21 protein-coding genes and 2 tRNA genes are annotated in these 18,813 nt (G+C 67.9%); 13 read left to right on the forward strand and 10 right to left on the reverse strand.

Annotated elements, in window-relative coordinates; translation table 11 throughout:
- The first annotated feature begins 18 nt into the window (after window positions 1-18).
- Genes ACVPT3_RS01355 through ACVPT3_RS01370 form a run of 4 tightly spaced genes read left to right on the forward strand, consistent with a single transcriptional unit; the run spans window position 19 to window position 2,394 of the window.
- Window positions 19-489: a hypothetical protein gene (locus tag ACVPT3_RS01355; protein WP_492042442.1), complete on the forward strand. Its 471-nt coding sequence runs from the start codon at window positions 19-21 to the stop codon at window positions 487-489.
- A gap of 10 nt (window positions 490-499) precedes the next feature.
- Window positions 500-703, forward strand: a complete 204-nt coding sequence (locus ACVPT3_RS01360) for a helix-turn-helix transcriptional regulator (RefSeq protein ID WP_183196306.1) — start codon at window positions 500-502, stop codon at window positions 701-703.
- Window positions 700-1,353 carry a hypothetical protein gene (locus ACVPT3_RS01365; RefSeq protein ID WP_492042443.1) on the forward strand — a complete coding sequence of 218 codons (654 nt, stop codon included), beginning with the start codon at window positions 700-702 and terminating at the stop codon, window positions 1,351-1,353. Before ACVPT3_RS01360 ends, ACVPT3_RS01365 begins: the two co-directional genes overlap by 4 nt.
- 42 nt (window positions 1,354-1,395) lie before the next feature.
- Complete coding sequence (locus tag ACVPT3_RS01370) at window positions 1,396-2,394, forward strand: TraB/GumN family protein (RefSeq protein ID WP_492042444.1); 999 nt, start codon at window positions 1,396-1,398, stop codon at window positions 2,392-2,394.
- A 22-nt stretch (window positions 2,395-2,416) separates the two neighbouring features.
- Here the strand turns inward: ACVPT3_RS01370 and ACVPT3_RS01375 are convergent, their stop codons facing one another.
- Complete coding sequence (locus ACVPT3_RS01375) at window positions 2,417-2,545, reverse strand: hypothetical protein (protein ID WP_492042445.1); 129 nt, start codon at window positions 2,543-2,545, stop codon at window positions 2,417-2,419.
- Window positions 2,546-2,621: 76 nt separating this feature from the next.
- On the opposite strand from ACVPT3_RS01375, the gene ACVPT3_RS01380 reads away from it, so the two are divergent.
- Window positions 2,622-2,696 (forward strand) — tRNA-Gly (locus tag ACVPT3_RS01380).
- 91 nt (window positions 2,697-2,787) lie between these two features.
- Window positions 2,788-3,999, forward strand: coding sequence for a cation:proton antiporter (locus tag ACVPT3_RS01385; RefSeq protein WP_492042446.1), 1,212 nt, complete (start codon window positions 2,788-2,790; stop codon window positions 3,997-3,999).
- A 2-nt stretch (window positions 4,000-4,001) separates the two neighbouring features.
- Here ACVPT3_RS01385 and ACVPT3_RS01390 read toward each other — a convergent pair whose 3' ends face one another.
- Window positions 4,002-4,559: an ActR/PrrA/RegA family redox response regulator transcription factor gene (locus ACVPT3_RS01390; protein WP_492042447.1), complete on the reverse strand. Its 558-nt coding sequence runs from the start codon at window positions 4,557-4,559 to the stop codon at window positions 4,002-4,004.
- A gap of 109 nt (window positions 4,560-4,668) precedes the next feature.
- Window positions 4,669-6,144, reverse strand: a complete 1,476-nt coding sequence (locus ACVPT3_RS01395; protein WP_492042448.1) for an ActS/PrrB/RegB family redox-sensitive histidine kinase — start codon at window positions 6,142-6,144, stop codon at window positions 4,669-4,671.
- A 44-nt stretch (window positions 6,145-6,188) separates the two neighbouring features.
- Between ACVPT3_RS01395 and ACVPT3_RS01400 the strand changes: the two genes are divergently transcribed.
- Window positions 6,189-6,806, forward strand: a complete 618-nt coding sequence (locus tag ACVPT3_RS01400; protein ID WP_492042449.1) for an SCO family protein — start codon at window positions 6,189-6,191, stop codon at window positions 6,804-6,806.
- On the opposite strand, the gene ACVPT3_RS01405 is transcribed toward ACVPT3_RS01400, so the two are convergent.
- Window positions 6,803-8,467 (reverse strand): peptide chain release factor 3, encoded by a 1,665-nt coding sequence (locus ACVPT3_RS01405; protein WP_492042450.1) that lies wholly within the window; start codon window positions 8,465-8,467, stop codon window positions 6,803-6,805. The genes ACVPT3_RS01400 and ACVPT3_RS01405 overlap by 4 nt on opposite strands.
- Window positions 8,468-8,498: 31 nt before the next feature.
- Complete coding sequence (locus ACVPT3_RS01410; protein ID WP_492042451.1) at window positions 8,499-10,025, reverse strand: tetratricopeptide repeat protein; 1,527 nt, start codon at window positions 10,023-10,025, stop codon at window positions 8,499-8,501.
- A gap of 211 nt (window positions 10,026-10,236) precedes the next feature.
- On the opposite strand from ACVPT3_RS01410, the gene ACVPT3_RS01415 reads away from it, so the two are divergent.
- On the forward strand, window positions 10,237-10,392 hold the full coding sequence (locus tag ACVPT3_RS01415) for a hypothetical protein (protein ID WP_492042452.1): 156 nt from the start codon (window positions 10,237-10,239) through the stop codon (window positions 10,390-10,392).
- Window positions 10,393-10,413: 21 nt separating this feature from the next.
- Here ACVPT3_RS01415 and ACVPT3_RS01420 read toward each other — a convergent pair whose 3' ends face one another.
- Both ACVPT3_RS01420 and ACVPT3_RS01425 read right to left on the reverse strand, forming a co-directional pair.
- Window positions 10,414-10,788: a hypothetical protein gene (locus ACVPT3_RS01420; protein WP_492042453.1), complete on the reverse strand. Its 375-nt coding sequence runs from the start codon at window positions 10,786-10,788 to the stop codon at window positions 10,414-10,416.
- Window positions 10,789-10,912: 124 nt separating this feature from the next.
- Entirely contained in the window at window positions 10,913-11,593 is a 681-nt protein-coding gene (locus ACVPT3_RS01425) for a DUF1345 domain-containing protein (RefSeq protein ID WP_492042454.1), read from the reverse strand.
- Window positions 11,594-11,749: 156 nt separating this feature from the next.
- On the opposite strand from ACVPT3_RS01425, the gene ACVPT3_RS01430 reads away from it, so the two are divergent.
- Window positions 11,750-13,888 (forward strand): malate synthase G, encoded by a 2,139-nt coding sequence (locus tag ACVPT3_RS01430; protein ID WP_492042455.1) that lies wholly within the window; start codon window positions 11,750-11,752, stop codon window positions 13,886-13,888.
- A gap of 159 nt (window positions 13,889-14,047) precedes the next feature.
- Here ACVPT3_RS01430 and ACVPT3_RS01435 read toward each other — a convergent pair whose 3' ends face one another.
- The 3 genes from ACVPT3_RS01435 to ACVPT3_RS01445 form a co-directional block, all read right to left on the reverse strand.
- Complete coding sequence (locus ACVPT3_RS01435; protein ID WP_492042456.1) at window positions 14,048-15,115, reverse strand: mechanosensitive ion channel family protein; 1,068 nt, start codon at window positions 15,113-15,115, stop codon at window positions 14,048-14,050.
- Window positions 15,116-15,218: 103 nt separating this feature from the next.
- Window positions 15,219-15,294, reverse strand: a tRNA-Ala gene (locus ACVPT3_RS01440).
- Between the two features lie 223 nt (window positions 15,295-15,517).
- Window positions 15,518-15,976, reverse strand: a complete 459-nt coding sequence (locus ACVPT3_RS01445) for a TIGR02300 family protein (RefSeq protein ID WP_492042457.1) — start codon at window positions 15,974-15,976, stop codon at window positions 15,518-15,520.
- A gap of 124 nt (window positions 15,977-16,100) precedes the next feature.
- On the opposite strand from ACVPT3_RS01445, the gene aroA reads away from it, so the two are divergent.
- From aroA to cmk, 4 genes are read left to right on the forward strand one after another with little or no spacing between them, the layout of a single operon-like run.
- Window positions 16,101-17,411 carry a 3-phosphoshikimate 1-carboxyvinyltransferase gene (gene aroA / locus ACVPT3_RS01450; protein WP_492042458.1) on the forward strand — a complete coding sequence of 437 codons (1,311 nt, stop codon included), beginning with the start codon at window positions 16,101-16,103 and terminating at the stop codon, window positions 17,409-17,411.
- A gap of 4 nt (window positions 17,412-17,415) precedes the next feature.
- On the forward strand, window positions 17,416-17,739 hold the full coding sequence (locus ACVPT3_RS01455; RefSeq protein WP_492042459.1) for a type II toxin-antitoxin system RelE/ParE family toxin: 324 nt from the start codon (window positions 17,416-17,418) through the stop codon (window positions 17,737-17,739).
- Entirely contained in the window at window positions 17,732-18,040 is a 309-nt protein-coding gene (locus ACVPT3_RS01460) for an addiction module antidote protein (protein WP_492042460.1), read from the forward strand. The genes ACVPT3_RS01455 and ACVPT3_RS01460 overlap by 8 nt, the downstream gene beginning before the upstream one ends.
- Window positions 18,040-18,684 carry a (d)CMP kinase gene (gene cmk, locus ACVPT3_RS01465; protein WP_492042461.1) on the forward strand — a complete coding sequence of 215 codons (645 nt, stop codon included), beginning with the start codon at window positions 18,040-18,042 and terminating at the stop codon, window positions 18,682-18,684. Before ACVPT3_RS01460 ends, cmk begins: the two co-directional genes overlap by 1 nt.
- The last annotated feature ends 129 nt before the right edge of the window (window positions 18,685-18,813 follow it).

Here is an 18,813-nt window from a genome sequence, read left to right on the forward strand (position 1 = left end):
ACGACAAGGAGCATTGTCATGACCCGCACCGTGAAGAGGATTTTGATAGGCTCGGCCTGCGTGTCCGTTGTCGGCGTCCTCCTCTCCTATGTGGCCGGCTACGCCGTCGGCCATTTCTTCTCCGACGACCCCGAGGGCATGGCGCGGTTCGAGGCGACCGTCGGCCCCGTCGTGCTGGGCGTGGGAGGTGTCGCCATCATGGGCGGCGCACTCTGGGCGGCTGTGGCCTGGATGCGCTCGATCGACGAGGCGGCGCGCGAGGCTCACAAATCGGCCTGGTTCTGGGGCGGCTTGGCGGGCATGTCGCTGGGCGGCGTCGCCATCATTCTGTCCCTGCTGCCTCAAGCGTCGAGTTGGCGTTTGCCCTTCACATTTTTCGGCCGGGACGACCCCGCCATCCATGCGGCTATCGGCGCCTATGCGATGCTGCTGCTCATGGTGCTCGGCTACAGCGTCGCTTGGGCCTGGTGGTGGTGGAAGCGCCGGTGAGGGCTGAACCATGAACAACCGCCTCAAGGTGCTGCGGGCCGAACGCGACTGGTCCCAGGCCCATCTCGCCGAACTGCTGGGCGTCTCGCGTCAGACGGTCAATGCGCTGGAGACCGGTCGCTACGACCCGTCCCTGCCGCTGGCCTTCAAGATCGCCCGCATCTTCGAACAACCGATCGAATCCATTTTTTCGGAACAGGAGAACGACGGATGACCGTCTCTTCCCCCAAAAATCCACGCCTGCCGCGTCGTCTGCTGGTCGGCTTCGGCTTCGGCGCGGTCATGGGCGCCGCCGGCTATGTCTTCGGCCGAACGGTCCTGCCCCATCTGATCGGGCCGGGCGCCCTGGAAGGCCTTGACCTGCGATGGTCAGACGCTCTGGCGGCCTTGACCGGCATCGCCCTGATGATCGGCGCCGGCGCGGTCATGGTCATCAGTCTGGACCCGCGTCGTCTGGCCCGGATGTATCATCTGGAAGAACCCGCCTCACCCGAGGAGGTCGGCCAGGCCCGCTTCCAGGCGGCCGTCCTGGGCTTCTCCGGCTTCATCCTGGTGCTGCCCATTGTCTTCGCTCTGGCGGGACTGCCGGGCGGCATGGCGATGGGCCTGATCATTCTGCTGTTCGCCATTCATACGGTGCTGAACATCAGGATGTGGCGCGGCGTCGATGAACTGCTGCGCCGCACCACCCTGGAGGCCGCCACCGCGACCTTCTTCCTGGGCCAGGGCGTGCTCTTTCTTTGGGCGGCGGCCGAGCGGCTCAGCTTGCTTCCGCCCCTCACCGCCTGGGACGTCTACGCCGTTCTGATGACCCTCTACCTGTTCGTCTCCGCCGTCGTGTCCGCCCGTCGCGGGCTCGCCTAAAAACCCCAAAATTTCCACATCTTTTCAACCGAGGAACCAATCATGACCCTTTCCAAACGCCTCAAGTCTTCCGTTTCCACCCTCACCCAAGGCGTCGTCGGCGTCGCCGCCGGCCTGGCCCTGGTCTTCGCCATCGCCGGCGCTCCGGCCCAGGCCCTGGCCCAGGCCGCCCCGGCTCCAGCCCCCGCCGCCCCCGCCCCCGCCCCCGCCCCCGCCCCCGCCCCCGCCATCCAGGGCCAGGGACCGGCCTTGTGGGTGGTCAAGGATGCGGACTCGACCCTGTATCTCTTCGGCTCCATCCACGTCCTGCGCCCGACCACGGGCTGGGCCAGCCCGCGCGTCAACGCCGCCTTCGACAGCGCCTCGGACATCTGGTTCGAGGTCACCAACCCTGACGACCAGGCGGCCATGATGCCCCTGATCCAGCAATACGGCCTGTCGCCCCAAGCGCCCCTGTCCAGCCGTCTCACGGCCGACGAACTGGCCCAGCTGGACGTCGCCGCCAAGACCATCGGCGCCTCGGCCGCCCAGCTCGATCCGCTGAAGCCCTGGCTGGCCGCCCTGTCCCTGTCGGTCGCTCCCCTGATCAAGGCGGGTTACGATCCTCAGTCGGGGGTCGAACTGGCCCTGAAGACGCGCGCCGAGGCCGCCGGCAAGACCATTCACGGCTTCGAGACCCTTGAAGACCAGATCGGCATGCTGGCCACCCTGCCGGACGACATCCAACTGGAATTCCTGCGCGAGACCCTGAAGGATTTCGATCAGGCGGTGGTCTTGCTCGACTCCATGGTCGAGGCGTGGGCCAAGGGCGACGTCGAAGCCCTGGACAAGATCGTCGTCGAGGACATGAAGGCGGACACCCCGGAACTGTACAAGGTTCTGCTGGTCGATCGGAACACCGACTGGGCCGACCAGATCCAGACCCAGCTCCAGGGTTCCGGCACCGCCTTCATCGCCGTGGGCGCGGCGCACCTGACCGGCGACGACAGCGTCCAGTCGATCCTGAAGTCGCGCGGCGTCGCCGTCGAAAGCGTCGAGTAGAATAGACGAGAGGCGGCGGCGCTCAGGCCTGATTGACGCCCCAGGCGAAGATCACCCACAGCGCCGCCGCGATCGCCGCCGCCAGAATCGCGGCCGCAAGACAGCCGAAGCCGAGGCCGCCCAGGCCGCTTCCGTCGTTCCCTCTGCGCATTTCGGATCCTCCCCCGGCCAAGACCTTGCCCCGCCGCCTTGAGCCGCGCCAGACCTGCGTCTAAGGAAGACGTCGCGCGGGCGTAGTTCAGAGGTAGAACGTCAGCTTCCCAAGCTGAATGTCGTGGGTTCGATTCCCATCGCCCGCTCCAATATCGCCCGCAAGGGCGTCTCGCGTGCGTGACATCCGCCGGACAAGGCGGGGCGGCGCCGGGGTCGGAGCGTCGCCTTGGGAGGGGTGTGATGCATCAGGCGATGAATACGACCGAGCTGTATCTGATCGCCATGCTGATCATTTTCAGCGCGCCCTATCTGATCTGGCGCGGGCTGAAGACCGATCATTATGCGCCGCTGGTGGTGGTGCAGATTATCGGCGGCATCCTGTTGGGGCCGGGCGTGCTGGGGGCGGTGTTCCCGGCCTATTACGCCACGGTGTTCAATCCCCAGGTGATCACGGCTCTGAACGGCGTGGCCTGGTGGGCGGTGATGATCTTCGTCTTCGTCGCGGGTCTGGAGCTGGATCTGCATCAGGCCTGGGAAAAGCGGGGCGAGACCGCCGTCACCTCGGGGCTGGCCCTGCTGGCGCCGCTGGCCCTGGGCGCCCTGGCGGCCATCGGCATGCTGCAGTTCCGGGGCTGGACCGGGCCGGAGGGCCAGACCTGGCAGGTGGTGCTGGGTATCGGCATGGCCTGCGCGGTCACCGCCCTGCCCATCCTGATCCTGTTCATGGAAAAGCTCGAGATCCTGCGTCAGCCGATCGGCCAGCGGATCCTGCGCTACGCCAGCCTGGACGATGTGGCGATCTGGGGGGTGCTGGCGCTCATTCTGCTGGACTGGGAACGGGTGGGCCGTCAGGTCGGGTTTCTGGTCGGTTTCGCCGTGGCGGCCTGGGCGGTGCGATGGCTGATGAAGCGTCTACCGGAATCGGATCGCTGGTATGTGGCCCTGATCTGGCTGGCCGCCTGCGGCTTCGCCGGCGACTGGTCGGGGCTGCACTTTATGGTCGGGGCGTTTCTGGCCGGGGCGGTGCTGGATCACCGCTGGTTTGATCAGGCCAGGATGGACCTGTTCCGCAACCACATCCTGCTGGCGGTGATGCCGGTCTTCTTCCTGAGCACGGGCCTGCGGACCCAGTGGGACGTCGGCGGGGTGGCGGTGTTCGCGGCGGCGGGGGTGCTGCTGGTCGCCTCGGTGGCGGGCAAGCTGGCCGGGGTGAATATGGCCGGCCGTATCCTGAAGTGGGAGAACGGCGAGGCCTCGATCATCGGCTGGCTGCTTCAGACCAAGGCCCTGATCATGATCATCTTCGCCAACATCCTGTTGGACAAGCAGATCATCACCAACGAGACCTTCACCGCCCTGCTGCTGATGGCGGTGGGCTCCACCATGCTGACCATGCCGATGGTCAAGCCGCATCTGGCCCGGCTGACCGGGCTGCTGGGCAAGTCCGGCTAGATCTACCGCGGCGCGCGCTTGGCCAGGATCCGTTGCAGGGTGCGGCGGTGCATGCCCAGGCGGCGCGCGGTCTCCGAGACATTGTGGTCGCACAGCTCGTAGACGCGCTGGATATGCTCCCAGCGCACCCGGTCGGCGCTCATCGGATTGTCGGGCGGCTCGGGCGCCTCGTCCGCCGTGGCCAGCAGGGCCTTGACCACGTCGTCGGCGTCGGCGGGCTTGGACAGATAGTCGACCGCCCCGGCCTTGACCGCCGCCACGGCGGTGGCGATGGCGCCGTATCCGGTCAGCATGACGATGCGGGCGTCCTCGCGCCGTTCGCGCACGGCCTCGACCACCTTCAGGCCGTTGCCGTCCTCCAGCCGCATGTCCAGCACGGCGAAGGCCGGGGCCTTGTCGCGCAGCAACTGGGTGGCCTCGGCGACGGACCCGGCGGTGGTGACTTCGAACCCGCGTGATTCCAGCGCACGGCCCATTCGGGTGCGCAGGGCCTGGTCGTCGTCGAGCAGCAGCAGCGACTTGTCGGGCAGGGCGGCGATACGGGTCTCGAGTTCGGGCATTCTGTTCTCCTGACGCTTCAAGTCGGGACCGGTTGCGTCCGGGTCAAGACCAAGGTTCGATCCTGCGACGCTTCGACCCAATACGCAGGTCGGGGCGAACTGGACCCTTTCACGCGGCCACCTCCAGCGCCGGGCGCGCCCAGCGCACGGCCACGCGGGCGCCGCGCAGGGGGCTGCGGCCCTCGGGCGGGGCGTCGGGACGGGGCAGGCCCTGGCCCACGCTGACCACCCCGCCGGTCCGTTCCAGCAGGGTCCGGGCGATGAAGAAGCCCAGGCCCATGCCGCCCTGGCTGGGGGCGATCGACGTCTCCGCACGGGCGTCGCGGGACCGGGACGTGGCGGCGGCGATCTGGGCGGCCAGGGCCAGGCGCGCCTTGCCCTGGGGGCGGCTGGTCACATAGGGCTCGCCCAGTCGGGGCAGGATGTCGCCGGCGAAGCCCGGGCCGTCGTCCAGAATGGCGATCTCGATCCAGCCCGCATCGACCAGGGCCTGGACCCGTACGGTGGAGGCGGCGAAGTCGGCGGCGTTCTCGACCAGGGTGGACAGGCCGTGGACCACCTCGGGCATCCGGCGCACGCGCGGCGCGGGCTGGCCCGGCGGGGTCTTGACCAGAACCTCGAACACCAGGTCAAAGCCCCGGTGCGGCTCCACCACCTCTTCCAGCAGGGCCTTCAGCGCCACATCGGCATAGAGGGCGTCGTCGCCCTCGGGCTGTTGCGACAACTGGGTCAGTATGCCCCGGCACCGCTCGGCCTGTTGCAGGATCAGGGCGGCGTCTTCGGCCGCCTCGCTGTCGGGGGCCGAGGCGCGCTGAAGCTCCTTGGCCACGACCTGGATGGTGGCCAGCGGCGTGCCCAGCTCATGCGCCGCCGCCGCCGCCAGCCCGCCCAGGGCCGCCAGCCGCTGTTCGCGTTGCAGCACGTCCTGGGTCGTGGCCAGGGCCAGCTCCAGCTTCTCGGCGTCGGCCGCCACCCGCCAGGCGTAGCCGGCGGTGAAGACCACGCCCGTCACCAGGGCCATGACCATGCCCAGCCGATAGAGCAGGGGCAGGTGGAAATTCTCGCCCGGCCGCCAGGGCAGGGGCTCGGACCAGAAGAACAGCACCCCCACCGCGATCAGGGCCAGCAGGCCCAGGGTCACGGCCTGGCGGGCGGGCAGGGCCGCCGCCGCGATCGTCACCGGCGCCACCAGCAGCAGGCAGAAGGGGTTCTCCAGGCCGCCGGTCAGACCCAGCAGGACGCCCAGCTGGAAGATGTCGAAGCCCAGGTGAATGGCCGTGGTCCGCCCGTCCGGCAGACTGGCCTCCAGCCGCCGCACCCGGGCCATGGCCCCGACATTGACCGCCGCGCTGACGGCGATGACGATCAGACAGGGCCAGAGCGGCAGGGGAAAGTGCAGGCCTTGCGACGCGGTCAGTATCGCCGCGCTCTGCCCCAGGATGGTCAGCCAGCGCAGGACGATCAGGGTCCGCAGCGAAAAGCCGCGCCCCCGGCGGGGCGTCTCCCGCCAACCTGCGTCTGAGAGCCCCCCCTCGGACGAGAAGGGGGGCGCATGCGGCGCGATGCGGTCTTCTGTCGATGTCACCGGCCTTCTATAGACCGGGTCCGAGGTTTTCGTCAGAGGTCGTCATGCCGCGTCGTTCCATCCTGCTGTTTGCAGGCGCCTGTATCGCCATCGCCGCCGCCCTGGCCATCGTCACCGTGGTGGTGGTGTCCAACCGCGCCCCGGCCACGGGCGAGATCGGCTCCACCGGTCAGCCCCTGGTCGGCGGCGACTTTCAGCTGGTGAACCAGGACGGGGCGCCCGTCGATCAGACGATGCTGAACGGCAAATGGAGCCTGGTCTTCTTCGGCTTCACCTATTGCCCCGAGTTCTGCCCCACCACCCTGGCCGAAATGGCGGCCGTGCAGCAGCGGCTGGGCGACAAGGCGGACGATCTGCAGATCGTCTTCGTCAGCATCGACCCGGAACGCGACACGCCCCAGCAGTTGAAGGACTATCTGTCATCCGACGGCTTCCCCAGGGGGACCATCGGCCTGACGGGCACGCCGGAACAGGTCGCCCAGGCGGCCAAGGCCTACCGCGCCTATTACGAGAAGGTCGGCGAAGGCGAGGGCTATACGATGAACCACTCGCTGACCGTCTATCTGATGGGCCCCGACGGCAAGTTCCGCACCGCCGTCGCCTATGGCCTGGGGCCGGACAAGTCGACCAAGATCATCGAGGACGCGATGGCGCGGGGTTAACCCCGCTCCTTGGTCTTTGTGAAGGCGATCTTGGGGAAGCGTTCGCCGACATAGCCGGTCTCCCAGCTCGACTTGGCCAGGAAGACCGGGGCCTGGTCGATGTCACGCGCCATCTGAGGGCGGTATTTGCCCATGAAGTCCTCCAAGTCGGCGTCCGAACCGCCGATCCAGCGCGCCTCGGCGTAGGGCGACGGCTCGAAGATGACGTCCAGGCCGTATTCCTCGCCCAGACGGTCGGCCATGACCTCGAACTGCAGCTGGCCCACGGCGCCGACGATGAAGTCCGAGCCGATCTCGGGCCGGAACAGCTGGGTCACGCCTTCCTCGGCCAGGCCTTCCAGCGCCTTCTTCAGGTGTTTGGCCTTCAGCGGATCCTTGACCCGCACCCGTTGCAGGATTTCGGGCGCGAAGTTCGGCAGGCCGGCGAACCGCACCACGCCGCTTTCCGACAGGCAGTCGCCGACGCGCAGCACGCCATGGTTCGGAATGCCGATAACGTCGCCGGCGAAGGCGTCGTCGGCCAGTTCACGGTCCGAGGCGAAGAACATGATCGGCGCATTGACCGACAGCGACTTGCCGGTGTTCTGCACCTTCAGCTTCATGCCGCGCTTGAAGGCGCCCGAGGCCATGCGGAACATGGCGATCCGGTCGCGGTGGTTGGGGTCCATATTGGCCTGGACCTTGAAGACGAAGCCGGTGACCTCGTCGGTGCCGGGCTCGACCACCGTATCGACGGCGGGCGGGGCGTTGCGGGTCTCGGGCGGGGATTCCTTCCTGGCCTTCATCACCTTGGGCGCGGGGGCCCAGTCGCCGATGGCCTTCAGCAGTTCGTCGATGCCGAAGTGGCGCAGGGCCGAACCCCACAGCACCGGCGTCATATGGCCTTCCAGGAAGGCCTGCCGGTCGAAGGCCGGATAGCCGCCCTCGACCAGTTCGACCGCCTCGGCCAGATTGTCCTGCTCGCCCGCCTCGAAATACTGGGCCGCCTGGTCCAGGGGCAGGGCGGCGGGGTGTTCGGGATCCTCGGCTGCGCCGGCGGCCTTGCGGGTATAGGGCTGGAACCGGCCGGTCCCGACCTCGACCATGCCGCGCAGACGATTGCCGCTCTCGGCCGGCCACCAGATGGGGGCCGGGTCCAGCTGCAGCCGCGATGCGATGTCGTCCAGCAGCGTCATCGGATCCTGGGCCTCGCGGTCCAGCTTGTTGATGAAGGTGATGATCGGAATGTCGCGCAGCCGGCAGACCTCGAACAGTTTCAGCGTCTGCGGCTCTATCCCCTTGGCGGCGTCCAGCACCATGATGGCGCAGTCGGCGGCGGTCAGGGTGCGATAGGTGTCTTCCGAGAAGTCCTCGTGCCCCGGCGTGTCCAGCAGGTTGAACATCTTGCCGTCGTGCTCGAACGTCATGACCGAGGCGCTGACGGAGATGCCGCGCTCCTTCTCGATCTTCATCCAGTCGGACCGGGTCCGCCGGTTCTCGCCCCGCGCCCGCACCGCCCCGGCCGCGCGAATGGCGCCGCCGGCCAGCAGGATATGCTCGGTCAGGGTCGTCTTGCCGGCATCCGGGTGGGCGATGATGGCGAAGGTCCGGCGCCTCGCCGCCTCGGCGGCGAGAGTCCTTGAGAATTTGGCGGCTTCGTCGGGCAGGGTCAGGTTGGACATGGCGCGCGACTAGCGCGCCCCGCGTGGAAAGTCACTCGCTGGCGGGCTCGGGGGTTGATTCAGTGGCGGTCGACACATCGCCGCTCTCGCGCGAGCGGTAGGCGCTGATGAGGGAGCGTGCGATGGCGGAGCCGCGGTCGCCGTGCGGATTTGACGCCATGGGTTCAAGCATGGCGATCGCTTGTCGATACTCGTCGCGCGCGGCGTAGGCTTGAGCGGCCGACAGCCGGATGGAGGGAATCTGCGGCGCGAACTCGACGGCGGCGAGCAGGGTCTCCATGTCGTTGTCATTCGGGAAGCCGGGCGCGCCGTTGCGCGTCATGGACAGCATGTAGAGCGTTCTGAAATCGGTATCGTCCTGCGCATAGGCCCGCGCCAAATAGCGACGGGCCTGGCCCATTATCGCAGCATGATCCGAGTCCTTATCATCGCGGGCGGTCAGAATACGCGCCTCGGCTAGAAGGAGGAGGGACTCGGTGTCCTCGGGATCCGCCTCGACAAGGTCTTGCGCGATGGTTTCGCCCAGCGGACGGTCGCCGAGGCGGATTTCGGCGCGGGCCAGCAGCCGCCGCGCGAATGGATCGTTGGGGAAGGCGGCGGCGCGGGTTCGCACCTCGGCCAGCACGGCGGCGCGTTGGTCCTCGTCGTCGACGACGCCGGACAGGCGCAGGTTCAACAGCAGGAGCGCGTCTTCGCCCGGGGACACTGTCGTGATCGCCACCTGCGGCACGGGAAACTGCTCGGCGGAAAAGCTCTTCATGGGCACGCGGCCGCGCACATAGGCCTTCAAGGCGCGGTCAATGTCGGTCATCGACATGCCCATCGCCGCTTCCAGCGCGGCCGTCGAGGACTCGCCGGTGCGCAGGCGGGCGAAATAGTCGAGCATCTGCCGGGTCCGCGCCGGATCGGACATCAGCCAATGGGTCAGAAGCCACGCCTGGGCGTAATACATGGCGACGGCGTTGCCATCGCCGTATTGGCTGGGGCGATTGGTGACGATGTCGGCCATCGGCAGCCAGCGGCCGTGCTGAAGCCAATCCGCCCGCCCCTTGTTGAAGTCGCCGATCGCGACACGGCGCGGCGACAGGTCCGCCGTCATGAAATATTCGGCGTATCCCTCGATGAACCAGCCCGGATAGCCGGAGCCGGATGATCCCATCATGAAGTGGTGGGCATATTCGTGCAGCAGGGTGTCCAGGCTGCCCCGCTCGCGAACGGCGATGGCGAATACGCCGTCCTCGCTGGGCCGGTAGAAGCCCGCAATGGTGTCCGAGATGCTTGGCCAGACCTGAGCCAGGCGGCGCCGATCCCCGACCAAGTAGATGGCGAGTTTCCGGGGCGCCCGAGCCGAGGGATCCGCCCCGTGCAGAAAACGCAGGGAGCTTTCGAACAGCTCCAACTGTAGGGCGTTGTCGCGCAGGACGCCGGCGTCGCCGTCGCTGTAGACGATGAAGCCGGGCGTTTCGGCGCGCCGCCACTCGGCGGCGACGGGCGTGGCTGAGCAAAGAAGCGCCGCCAAAGCGATCAGCACACCACGCGACTGTTTACTGCGCCTCATGCGTCCCCCATCGACATACGGCCAAGTCATGCAATCCCGGCGGGTGTCCGTCCAGCCGAAAACGCAGGGATCAACTCATTTGCGCCACATCAAATAACCCCTCGCCATATGGGGCTATTGGAGTCATTGTCGGGTCGGAGGACGATCAGGCCGTCAGAGCCCGACGCTCCCCTCCCGGATCAAACCGGGATCATAGGGAAAGGAAAAGACGATGGCAGTGATCCATCCTGAAGACCGCGTCTCCGGTCTCGACCGTTCGCGCTTCGAACATCCCCGCAAGATGCACCCGGCGTTTGGACTGGCGATGGGCTTCGGCTTCATCTTCGTCGTCGCCACCGTCGTGCACCTGTTGTTCACGGCGTTCTGACGGCGGTTCAAGACGGCCGCGTCAGGCGGCGAGACGGTTCCAGACGGCGCGATCGGCGGCGATCGCGTCGAGGCGACGGCCTTTGTCGTGCAACTGGCCCATGACTGCGTCAGGCAGGGTGCAGAAGCGCGGTTCGACCAGGTCGGGGTTGCAACCAGCGGCCGGCGCCGCGAACAGGGCCGCATTGACGTCTGGGCTGCGCTCGGCGATCAGCCAGGCCAGGCGGCGCGCCCGGTCAGGGTCGTTGCGGTGAAGCAGCGGATCCTCGGCGAACAGTTCGCAGCCCAGTTCCAGCACATAGTCGAAGCCCAGCTTCTCGAACCGGCGCGCGTCGGCAGGCGTGACCGGGCAGGCCTCGTCCAGGTCGAACACGACGTCGTTCAGAAGAAACAGCATGGGCGAAACGCTTCTGGCGAACCGGACGCGATGTCGTCCGTGCTCTCCGATTTAGGACAGTTCGCTTGAGGTCCGGTTCACGGACGCGGTTAAGCCTTTGTGACCGACCAGGCGGACGGAACGGCTAGCCGGCGCCCAGCGCGCCCACCGCCAGATTGACCGCCAGGGCCACGATCACCGTGTTGAAGACGAAGGCGGTCAGGCTGTGAACGCTCGACAGCCGCCGTATGCCCCGGTCGGCGATCTGCACATCGGCCGTCTGGCAGGCCACGCCGATGATCAGGGCGAAATGCAGGAAATCCCAATAGTCGGGCTGGGTCTCGCCCGGGAAGATCAGCCCGCCCCGGTCCTGCGCGCCCCGGTCCTGCGCGCCCTGGTCCTGCACGCCGTCGGTCTGCTGATAGAAGGCGTGGGCGTAGTGAAGCGCAAACATCAGCTGGATGAAGGTCCAGGACAGGGCGACCGTTCCCAGGGCCAGCAGGCCGTCCCGCAGGGGGGCGCCGCCGCTCCGCGCCTCGCCGACCACGACGACGATACTGGCCGTCGCCGCCAGCAGGCTGAGCGGCAGGACGGCGGCGCCGGTCTGATCCAGGGCCGCCGCCCGTCTGCGGATCGCGTCGGCGTCCTGCGCAATGGCCATCCGTATCAGGGTGGCGGCGATGAAGACCGCAACCCCGGCCATCCAGCCATAGGCCATGCGGGTCAGCACACTCTCTCCTGCCGGGATCAACAGGGCGACCAGGATCACCACCGCCAGGCTGGAAAACAGGACGCCATACAGGCGAAGGGGGCGAAACAGGGTCATGGCCCTGGATCATGACGCCCCCTGCGCGGACCGCAAGCGAGCGCCTTAGACGAAAAGCGACCGGGCTGACGCCACGTGACCCTTGCGAAGCCTGGCGTGGTCGGCTTACGTGATCACGCATTGTTACAGCCCGGCCGCCGCCGGAGAAGGGCCGCCATGACCACCTATGAAGATCGCGCCGGATTGAAGGTCGCGGCCGAACTTGTGGCCCTTATCGAACAAGACGTCCTTCCGGGGCTGGGCCTGGAGGCTGCGGCCTTCTGGTCGGGGACGGCGGCCATCTTCGACCGGTTCACGCCGGAGAACCGCGCCCTGCTGGCTCGGCGTGATGACCTTCAGGCCCAGATCGACGCCTGGCACGCCGCGCGTCGGGGCCAGCCCTACGATGTGGCCGCGTCGCAGACCTTCCTGCACGAGATCGGCTATCTGGTCGAAGAGCCGGCACCCTTTTCCATCGGCACGACGGGCGTGGACGCCGAGATCGCCCGCATGGCGGGGCCGCAGCTGGTCGTGCCGGTGCTGAACGCCCGCTTCCTGCTGAACGCCGCCAACGCCCGCTGGGGCAGCCTGTATGACGCCCTGTACGGCACGGACGCGCTGGGCGACCTGCCGACAGGCGGGGGCTATGATGCGGCGCGCGGCGCCCGGGTCGTGGCCCGGGCCAAGGCGTTTCTGGACGAGGCGGCGCCCTTGGCCGAAGGGTCGCACGCCGACGTCGCCGGCTGGTCGGTGGTCGACGGCGCACTGGCCCCCGCCCTCAGGGATACGGCCCAGTTCGTCGGCTTCGCCGGAGACCCGGCCTCGCCCGCCTCCATCCTGCTGGCGCACCATGGCCTGCACATCGAACTGGTGATCGACCCGTCCCATCCGGTCGGGCGCACCGATCCGGCGGGCCTGGCCGACGTGGTGCTGGAATCGGCCCTGACCACCATCGTCGATCTTGAGGATTCGGTCGCCGCCGTCGACGCCGCCGACAAGGTCGAGGCCTATCGCAACTGGCTGGGCCTGATGCGCGGCGACCTGGCCGCCACCTTCAGGAAGGGCGGCGAGACCCTGAATCGCACGCTGGAGCCCGACCGCCGCTGGACCGCGCCCCAGGGCGGGGACGTGACCCTGAAGGGCCGCAGCCTGCTGTTCGTGCGCAACGTCGGCCACCTGATGACCACGCCCGCCGTCCGCCTGGCTGACGGCTCGGACGCGCCGGAAGGGATCATGGACGCGGTCGTCACCAGCCTGATCGCCCTCTACGACATCAAGGGGCTCGGGACCTTCGGCAACAGCGCGACCGGATCGGTCTATATCGTCAAGCCGAAGATGCACGGGCCGGACGAGGCCGCCTTCACCGACCGGCTGTTCGACGCGGTCGAGGATCTGCTGGCCCTGCCGCGCCACACGATCAAGGTCGGGGTCATGGACGAGGAGCGCCGCACCTCGGCCAATCTCGCCGCCTGTATCCAGGCGGTGAAGGACCGGATCGTCTTCATCAACACCGGCTTCCTGGACCGGACCGGCGACGAGATCCACACCGCCATGCAGGCCGGGCCGGTGGTGCGAAAGGCCGACATCAAGTCCAGCGCCTGGATCACCGCCTATGAGGCGCGCAATGTCGCCATCGGCCTGAAATGCGGCCTGTCGGGCAAGGCCCAGATCGGCAAGGGCATGTGGGCGGCGCCCGACCGGATGGCCGACATGCTGGAGCAGAAGATCGCCCACCCCAGGACCGGCGCCAACACCGCCTGGACCCCGTCGCCGACCGCCGCCACCCTGCACGCCCTCCACTATCATGCGGTGGACGTCTTCGCCGTCCAGGCCGAGATGGCGAGCCGACCGACGCCGGGTCTGAACGATCTGCTGACCCCGCCCTTGGCGCACGGCGTCAACTGGTCGGGAGACGAGGTGGCGGCCGAGCTGGACAACAACGCCCAGGGCATCCTCGGCTATGTGGTGCGCTGGATCGACCAGGGGGTCGGCTGTTCCAAGGTGCCCGACATCCACGACATCGGCCTGATGGAGGATCGCGCGACCCTGCGGATAAGTTCGCAGCATATCGCCAACTGGCTGCTGCACGGCGTCTGCACCCCCGATCAGGTGGATGCGGCCTTCCTGAGGATGGCGGCCAAGGTCGACGCCCAGAACGCCGGCGACCCCCTCTACCGGCCCATGGCTCCCGCCCCGGACGCCAGCCTGGCCTACCAGGCCGCCCGCGCCCTGGTGTTCGAAGGGACGACCCAGCCGAACGGCTATACCGAGCCGCTGCTGCACGCCTATCGGCTGAGGGCCAAGGCCGCACACTGACGCCACGCAAGGTCCGTCACCCCCGGGCTTGTTCCGAGGGTCTACGGTTGATGCAGACGCGGTCATCCGAACCCGTGTCGAGACCGGTAGTCCGCACCCTTCGGCGTATGGCGGACAGGTGGGCCCTCGGGACGAGCCCGAGGGTGACGGGGCGGTGGTTTAACCCCCCGTCCGTCCCGGCGGCAGGCCGGGCGCCGGTTCCAGGGGGCCGTCCTCGTCTTCTGCCTTCATAAGGTCTTCGGCGGCGTCGTTGCCGGCCGGGGCAGAGGCCGGGGCCTGGGGCATGGCGGGCGCCGGCTTTGCCGGACCTGCGCCCCCACCGTAGCCCAGCCGCCCCAGGGCGTCGTCGCCCTCCAGGCCGAAGGCGCTGCGGATGCGCAGGTCGGTCTGGGGGAAGGGCACCTCGATCCCGGCGGCGTCCAGAGCGTCGGCGATCAGCCAGGTATAGGCCGCGTGCATGGCCGCCGGCCGTTTGACCGCCTCGCGCGTCGGCCAGACCAGCAGTTCGAACGCCAGCCCATTTTCGCCGAACCCTACCAGCCAGACCTGGCTCTTGCGCGCCTCGGTCTCGGGCAGGGTGAAGGGGCTGACCCGCGCGCAGGCCAGTACGGCGTCGCGCACCCTGCCCCGGTCCGATCCGTAGGCGACGGCGAAGGGGATATGGATGCGCCGAGTGTCGCCCTTCAGCGTCCAGTTGGTCACCGGCTGTTCGATGAAGCGTGAATTGGGCACCAGGACATTGACGTTGTCATTGGTCCGCACCCGCGTCGCGCGCGGCCCGATCTCCATGATGGCGCCGCGAATGCCGATGTCCTCGATCTCGATATAGTCCCCGACCGACACCATCCGGTCGAAGATCAGGAACAGGCCGGAGACGAACTCCTTGACCACGCCTTGCAGGCCCAGACCCACGCCTATGCCCAGGGCGCCGGCGAAGACCGCCAAGGACGACAGGTTCAGCCCCGCCGCCGACAGGGCCGACATGACGCCGACGATGATGATGGCGTAGCCGGCCAGTCGCTCCAGCAGATACAGGGCCTGCCGACTACGTTCCGACCGCTCGCGCACCCGCCGTAAGGCGCGGGTCACCAGCCGGGCGGCGATCAGGGCGACCAGCAGTATGACCACACCGCTGACCAGACCGCCGACCGTGACGCTGGCGCCGGCGATCCGCACGATCTGGGTGTCGTCGAGAGTTTCGAGGCCGGCCTGGAGCGGAGATGTCATCAGGCGCAAGCGCGCAGCGAACCGCTCAGGTTCCAGGGGCGATCGCCATGGCGGGCCTGAAAGCAAAAGGGGCCGGCTGCATGGCAGCCGGCCCCCAGGAAACTGGTGGAGCTTAGCGGAGTCGAACCGCTGACCTCTTGCATGCCATGCAAGCGCTCTACCAACTGAGCTAAAGCCCCGGACCTTGCGGTCTGGTTCGCCCGGTTCATCTTGCGATGGCCCCCGGCGAGGCGGCGGAACCTATGTCAGAGCTTTTTTTCGATCAAGCCCGTTTCGACATTTATTTTCACATCGGTTCCGGATGCGAAAAACAGCAGGGATTTCAAACCAAACCGGGTCCGAAAGCCCGTTCGCCTGCCGCGTCTCCCCTAAAGGGAAACGCGGCGGACGCAACAGAAAAGATCAGTCGTCGTCGCGCGACGGCTTGGCGATCTCGTCGTCGATCGAGTCATCGTCATCGTCCTCGATGAACGGGACGGAATCGTCGTCGTCGTCGCCCAGGTCGTCGTCGCCGTCGGTCGAGCCCATGCCGGCCTCTTCCGAAGCGTCGGCCGGCGCGTCGTCGTCATCGTCGTCGGGCGTGAGGATGGGCTCGTGGCCTTCCTCGTCGATTTCCGGGGCCCGGACTTCTTCGTCCTCGTCCTCGTCGGACTCGGCCTTCTTGTCCTTGACCTGATCTTCCGTGTCCTCGTCGTCGGCGGGATAGCCGGGACGGACGCGGCGGCTGCGCAGCTTCAGCGCTTCTTCGGGATCGAAGTCCGTGCCGCATTTGGGGCAGTGGGCGGGGCGGCGGTTCAGGTCGTAGAACTTAGCCTGGCAGTTCGGGCAAACCTGTTTGGCGCCCAGTTCGGGATTGGCCACGTTTGGAACCTTCAACGGGTTGAATTCGGGGCGGTCCCTTGCCACCCCTAGGAGCCGCTGTCAAAAGCTGTCTTTCGCGCCGCCCGCGCGGCTCCCTCCCCAACACAGCCTGAAGCGGGTGAATATGCCGTCTCAACTGACCGCCAGACGCTCTGACGCCCTTGCCGGAACGGTCCGCGCGCCCGGCGACAAGTCGATGTCACACCGCTCGATGATTCTGGGCGGCATGGCCTCCGGCGTCACCGAGGTCGAGGGTTTGCTGGAAGGCGACGACGTCCTGGCCACCGCCCGTGCGGTCGAAGCCTTCGGCGCCAGGGTCCAACGGACGGGCGACGGCCAATGGCGGATCGATGGAGCGGGCGGGTTCAAGACCCCCCTGTCAGTGATCGACTGCGGCAACGCCGGCACCGGGGTGCGCCTGCTGATGGGGGCGGCGGCCGGTTATCCGCTGACGGCCACCTTCGACGGCGACGCCTCGCTGCGGAAGCGGCCGATGAAGCGCGTCACAGGGCCGCTGGCCGACATGGGGGCCCGGTTCGGCTGGCTGGCGGCGGAGGACCGGTTGCCGGTTGCTTTGACCGGCGGGACGTTGGCGGCGATCGACTATGTGCAGACCGTGGCCTCGGCCCAGATCAAGTCGGCCATCCTGCTGGCCGGGCTGAACGCCCAGGGCGTAACCTCGGTGACGGAGCCTGAAAAGAGCCGTGACCACACCGAACGCATGTTGCGCGCCTTCGGGGCCGAGGTTGGCGTGGAAGAGATGGGCGAGGGCTGGAAGGTCAGTTTGAAGGGCGGGCAGGCCCTGACCGGAACCTTCGTGGCCGTGCCGGGCGATCCGTCCTCGGCCGCCTTCCCCCTGGCGGCGGGCCTGGTGGTGCCGGGCTCGGTGGTGACGGTCGAGGGGGTGATGCTCAATCTGCTGCGCACCGGCCTGTTCGACACCTGGATCGAAATGGGCGCCGACCTGATCATCACCAACCGGCGCCAGGCCGGCGGCGAGGACGTCGGCGACATCACCGCCCGGCATTCGGCCCTGAAGGGCGTGATCGTGCCCGAAGCGCGGGCCGCCTCGATGATCGACGAATATCCGATCCTGGCCGCCACCGCCGCCTTTGCTGAAGGCGTCACCGTCATGCGCGGCGTGGGCGAGATGCGGGTCAAGGAAAGCGACCGGATCTCGCTGATGGTCGAGGGTCTGCGCGCCTGCGGGGTGCAGGTCGAGGAAGAACCCGAGGGCTTCATCGTCACGGGCGCCGCCTCGGTTCCGGGCGGCGCGACCGTCCACACCGCCCACGATCACCGCATCGCCATGAGCCATCTGGTGCTGGGCCTGGCCGCCGATCAACCGGTTTCCGTCGACGAACCGGGCATGATCGCCACCAGCTTCCCCGGCTTCGTCGAGATGATGAACGGCTTGGGCGGTCGGATCTCTTGACGAAATGTCGCCCATAGACGACGATGCGGCTGTGAGGCTGACCTTCACGCCGGTCTTTGATCGCTGGCTTCTCAGGCTTCGCGATCATAGGGCGGTCGCTCGGATCACGACTCGTCTCGAACGACTGTCGGGCGGCCACTGGGGCGATGTGAAGCCGGTGGGCGAGGGCGTCAGCGAACTGAGGATCGCCTACGGACCCGGTTATCGTCTGTATGCGATGAAGAGGAACGACGCCTGGGTCATTCTGCTGGCGGGAGGCGACAAGTCGAGCCAGGACCGCGACATCGTCGAGGCGAAACGGCTGGCTGAGGAGTATCGAAATGACTGAACCCCTGATCGAGTTCGACCCCGCCCGCTACCTGAACACGCCCGAGGCGGTGGAGGAGTATCTCGTCTCCTCGTTCGAAGACGCCGCCGAACTCGGCGATCCGCGCATCATCACTAACGCCCTGGGCGTCGTCGCCCGGGCCAAGGGCATGACCCAGATGGCGCGCGACGCCGAACTGTCGCGCACGGCCCTCTATCGCGCGCTCAGCGAGGAGGGACGGCCCGAGCTTTCGACCATCTTCAAGGTGATGCAGGCCCTGGGGCTTCGCCTCGCCCCCGTTCGCGTGGACTCCGCCGCCTGATGCCGCTGATCATCGCCGTCGACGGCCCGGCCGCCTCGGGCAAGGGCACCATCGCCGCCCGGCTGGCGCGGACCTATGGCCTGCCGCATCTGGACACCGGCCTGCTGTACCGCGCCGTGGGCGTCAAACTGTTGGAGGCCGGCGGTTCGCTGGACGATGAGGCGGCGGCGACCGAAGTCGCGCGGGGGCTGGACGCATCGGAAGTGTCCGAAGACCCCCGTCTGACCACCGGCGAGGCGGGCGAGGCGGCCAGTCGCGTCGCAGGCCACCCCGGCGTACGCGCCGCCCTGCTGGACCTGCAACAGGCCTTCGCGGCCCAGGCCGGGGGCGCCGTGCTGGACGGGCGCGACATCGGCACGGTGATCGCGCCGGACGCCCCGGCCAAACTGTTCGTCACCGCCGCGCCCGAGACGCGCGCCGACCGCCGCTGGAAACAGCTGACGGCGCGCGGCTTCGACATCGGCTTCGACGAGATGCTGGCCGATATCCAGCGTCGGGACGATCGCGACGCCGGTCGCGGGTCGGCCCCGATGGTCCAGGCGGAAGACGCGGTCTTGCTGGACACCACCGACATGGGTATAGAGGCGGCCTTCGATGCGGCCCGCCGTATCGTCGAGGCGGCGCGCGCGAAACACGGTCTCTGACCCATTTCGCAAATCCAACGCGTCCACCCTCGGCTTCCGCGGGCGTCCTGATCGTTCTGAACGGCCTCGCATCCTGACGACCTGCCTATCTTTCCCTATCGCCTCGGCGCAGCGCCTTGCTGTGTCGGC

This window comes from Brevundimonas sp. FV1ps31S (genome assembly GCF_058681265.1).

Excerpts from the sequence above, each read along its gene's own strand:
- ACVPT3_RS01455 (WP_492042459.1), top strand. The coding sequence starts at position 17,416 with ATGTCGCCCATAGACGACGATGCGGCTGTGAGGCTGACCTTCACGCCG.
- ACVPT3_RS01410 (WP_492042451.1), bottom strand. The coding sequence starts at position 10,025 with ATGAGGCGCAGTAAACAGTCGCGTGGTGTGCTGATCGCTTTGGCGGCG.
- ACVPT3_RS01420 (WP_492042453.1), bottom strand. The coding sequence starts at position 10,788 with ATGCTGTTTCTTCTGAACGACGTCGTGTTCGACCTGGACGAGGCCTGC.
- aroA (WP_492042458.1), top strand. The coding sequence starts at position 16,101 with ATGCCGTCTCAACTGACCGCCAGACGCTCTGACGCCCTTGCCGGAACG.
- ACVPT3_RS01460 (WP_492042460.1), top strand. The coding sequence starts at position 17,732 with ATGACTGAACCCCTGATCGAGTTCGACCCCGCCCGCTACCTGAACACG.
- ACVPT3_RS01405 (WP_492042450.1), bottom strand. The coding sequence starts at position 8,467 with ATGTCCAACCTGACCCTGCCCGACGAAGCCGCCAAATTCTCAAGGACT.
- ACVPT3_RS01415 (WP_492042452.1), top strand. The coding sequence starts at position 10,237 with ATGGCAGTGATCCATCCTGAAGACCGCGTCTCCGGTCTCGACCGTTCG.
- ACVPT3_RS01425 (WP_492042454.1), bottom strand. The coding sequence starts at position 11,593 with ATGACCCTGTTTCGCCCCCTTCGCCTGTATGGCGTCCTGTTTTCCAGC.
- ACVPT3_RS01365 (WP_492042443.1), top strand. The coding sequence starts at position 700 with ATGACCGTCTCTTCCCCCAAAAATCCACGCCTGCCGCGTCGTCTGCTG.
- ACVPT3_RS01435 (WP_492042456.1), bottom strand. The coding sequence starts at position 15,115 with ATGACATCTCCGCTCCAGGCCGGCCTCGAAACTCTCGACGACACCCAG.
- ACVPT3_RS01360 (WP_183196306.1), top strand. The coding sequence starts at position 500 with ATGAACAACCGCCTCAAGGTGCTGCGGGCCGAACGCGACTGGTCCCAG.
- ACVPT3_RS01355 (WP_492042442.1), top strand. The coding sequence starts at position 19 with ATGACCCGCACCGTGAAGAGGATTTTGATAGGCTCGGCCTGCGTGTCC.
- ACVPT3_RS01375 (WP_492042445.1), bottom strand. The coding sequence starts at position 2,545 with ATGCGCAGAGGGAACGACGGAAGCGGCCTGGGCGGCCTCGGCTTCGGC.
- ACVPT3_RS01370 (WP_492042444.1), top strand. The coding sequence starts at position 1,396 with ATGACCCTTTCCAAACGCCTCAAGTCTTCCGTTTCCACCCTCACCCAA.
- ACVPT3_RS01400 (WP_492042449.1), top strand. The coding sequence starts at position 6,189 with ATGCCGCGTCGTTCCATCCTGCTGTTTGCAGGCGCCTGTATCGCCATC.
- ACVPT3_RS01390 (WP_492042447.1), bottom strand. The coding sequence starts at position 4,559 with ATGCCCGAACTCGAGACCCGTATCGCCGCCCTGCCCGACAAGTCGCTG.
- cmk (WP_492042461.1), top strand. The coding sequence starts at position 18,040 with ATGCCGCTGATCATCGCCGTCGACGGCCCGGCCGCCTCGGGCAAGGGC.
- ACVPT3_RS01430 (WP_492042455.1), top strand. The coding sequence starts at position 11,750 with ATGACCACCTATGAAGATCGCGCCGGATTGAAGGTCGCGGCCGAACTT.
- ACVPT3_RS01385 (WP_492042446.1), top strand. The coding sequence starts at position 2,788 with ATGCATCAGGCGATGAATACGACCGAGCTGTATCTGATCGCCATGCTG.